The following is a 2842-nucleotide window of genomic DNA, read 5'->3' as shown; positions in this document are numbered from 1 at the left end:
GGACGTGGTGCTGAGCCTGCCGGTCTCCGGCCGCACCACCGCGGTGCTGCGGCGTTCGGGCGGCATGATCGCCAATGTGGTGCCGCTGCGGGTGCCGGTGCCGCGCGACGGCCGGGTGGGCGAGGTGCTCGATGCCATCCGGGTGGCCGCGTCAGGGGCGTTGCGGCATCAGCGGTTCCGCTACGAGGACATGCGCGGCGACGGTGCTCGCGACGAATTCGGGCGCGGCATGGTCGGTCCGGTCATCAACATCATGCTGTTCCCGGCCGGAATCGATTTCGCAGGTGTGGAATCCAGCCTCCACGTGCTGACGTCCGGGCCGATCGAAGACCTGTTCGTCAACTTCTACCAGCACGGCGCGGATGCCCCGATCCACGTCGACTTCGCCGCGAATCCCCGCCTGTACGACGAGGACTCGCTACGCAGACATCACCAGCGCTTCCTCGCGTTGCTGGATTCGCTGCTCGACGCGACGGGCGAAACACCGGTCGCGGCAATGGATTACGTGGTACCTGACGAGAAGTGGGTGCTGGCCGGTGCGAACGGGACAGCGGGACCGCAGCCCCGGCTGCTGCCCGAGATTCTCGCCGAGGGATTGCGACGGGCCGGGCGCGACGCGGTCGCGGTGGCCGGACGGGACCGCCAGCTCACCTACGGCGAGCTCGACGCATTGTCGAATCGCCTGGCACGCAGGCTTTTACACGCGGACGGTGGGGTCGCGATCGGACCGGAATCGACGGTGCTGGTGGCGCTTCCACGTTCGATCGAGGCGTCGGTAGCCCTGTGGGCGGTGGCGAAGACCGGTGCGGCCTTCGTGCCGCTGGGCACCGCGCTGCCCGCCGAGCGGGTGGAACGCATTGCTACCGAGGCCGGGGCGGTCTTCGGGCTCGCGCTCGCGGAATCGCAGGCTGCCCTGCCGGATTCGGTGCGCTGGATCGCGATCGACGAGGTCCTGCGGGACGAGCTGCGGGCGGCGGGAGGGGAATCGATCGCGAGGATCGAGGACCGCAGTGCGGAATCCGTTATCGCATCAGATCTTCCGCTCAGTGACGCGGAGTTGCGGGGGCGGGTGCGGGTGGCGAATCCGGCGTATGTCGTGTTCACGTCCGGGTCGACGGGGGTGCCCAAGGGGGTGGTGGTGACCCATGCCGGGCTGGCGGGGTTGGCGGACGCGATCGTGGACGCCTATCGGGTTCAGCCGGGGGCACGGGTGTTGCAGTGCCTGAATCCGAGTTTCGATGCCGCGGTGCTCGAGTGGTTGATGGCGTTCGCGTCGGGGACGACGCTGGTGGTGGCCGAGGCGGATCCGGTGATCGGTGCCGAATTGGCCGGGCTGGTCCGGGATTTCGGAATCACGCAGGTGTGTTCGACGCCCGCGGTGCTGGCGACGCTGGAACCTGACGCGCTGGACGGGGTGCGCGCGGTGTCTTCCGGTGGAGAGCCGACGCCGCCGGATATCGTGGCGCGCTTCGGGATCGGGCGGGAGCTGCTCAACTCCTATGGACCCAGTGAGACCACGGTGGCGGTCACCTACACCGGCGGGCTGGTGCCGGGTGTGAACGCCGGGATCGGTGACCCGATTCCGGGGGCTGGCATGCTGGTGCTGGACCGCTGGTTGCGGCCCGTGCCCATCGGCATGGCGGGGGAGCTGTACGTGACCGGTCCGGGGGTGGCCCGCGGCTACGTGGGGCGTCCGGGGCTGACGGCCGACCGATTCGTGCCCGCGACAACGGGTCCCGCCGGATCGCGCATGTATCGCACCGGTGATCTGGTGCGCTGGACCGAGAGTGGCGTGCTCGAATACGTGGGCCGCGGTGATTTCCAGGTCAAGCTGCGCGGCATGCGCATCGAGCTCGGGGAGATCGACGCCGTCCTGAACACGCATCCGGGTGTGGAGATCGCGGTGACGGTGGCGCGCCCGGCGGCCAATGGCGGGACCGTGCTGGCCGCGTATGTGGTCCCGCATGCCGGTCACGACCTCGCCGAGGCCGAACTGCTCGATCATGCGGGACGCCGGCTGCCGCCCTATATGGTGCCGGGCACCGTCACCGTGCTGGGTGCGCTCCCGCTCACGGCCAACGGCAAGGTCGACCGCCGCGCCCTGCCCGAACCTGTTGTGGCGCAACCGGTGCACGGGCCTGCGGCGACGGAGACCGAACGACTGCTGTGCACCTTGTTCGCCGAGATTCTGGGTACCCCCGAAATCGGCCCCGGCACTTCGTTCTTCGCGCTGGGCGGCGACTCGATCATGGCGATCACGCTGGTCTCGCGGGCCCGCGCCGCCGGTCTGGTCTTCTCCGCCCGTGAGGTTTTCGAGCACCGCACGCCCGCCGCACTGGCCGCCGTCGTGACCCGGGTTCAGGAACGCCCGCGGCAACTTCCCGAACTGCCGGGCGGCGGTGTCGGCCGGATGCCGCTCACGCCCGTCGCGGCATGGCTGTTGCAGCGGCCGGGCTGGGAGCATTTCGCCCAATCCATGGTGGTCCAGGTCCCGGTCGGCGCGGATTCCGTGGCGTTGCTGCACACGCTGCGGGCGCTGCTCGACCGCCACGACATGCTGCGCGCTCGCGTGATCGAGACCGAAGAGGGATACCAATTGGAGGTTCCCCCAGCGCATCTCATGGACGCGGATGCGCTGCTCCACCGCATCGACCGCACGGACCAGGCTCCGGACGCGATGCTCTGCGAGGCGGTGATGGATCATGCCCTGGCGGCGGCCGTCGATCGCCTGGATCCACGCGCGGGCGTCATGCTCGCCGTGACCTGGCTGGACGCGGGCCCGGAGCGGTCGGGTCGCCTGGCCATCGTGATCCACCACCTGGCCTGTGACGCCGTCTCGTGG

1 protein-coding gene is annotated in these 2842 nt (G+C 69.7%); it reads left to right on the top strand.

Going from position 1 to position 2842, the window contains the following annotated elements:
- The coding region (locus ACWELQ_RS42800; protein WP_452402698.1) for a non-ribosomal peptide synthetase at positions 1–2842 on the top strand (2842 nt) is incomplete at both ends.

Source organism: Nocardia sp. NPDC004722, assembly GCF_053601505.1.
The sequence above is the reverse complement of the archived record's forward strand: the minus strand, read 5'-3'. Positions and strand labels throughout refer to the sequence as shown.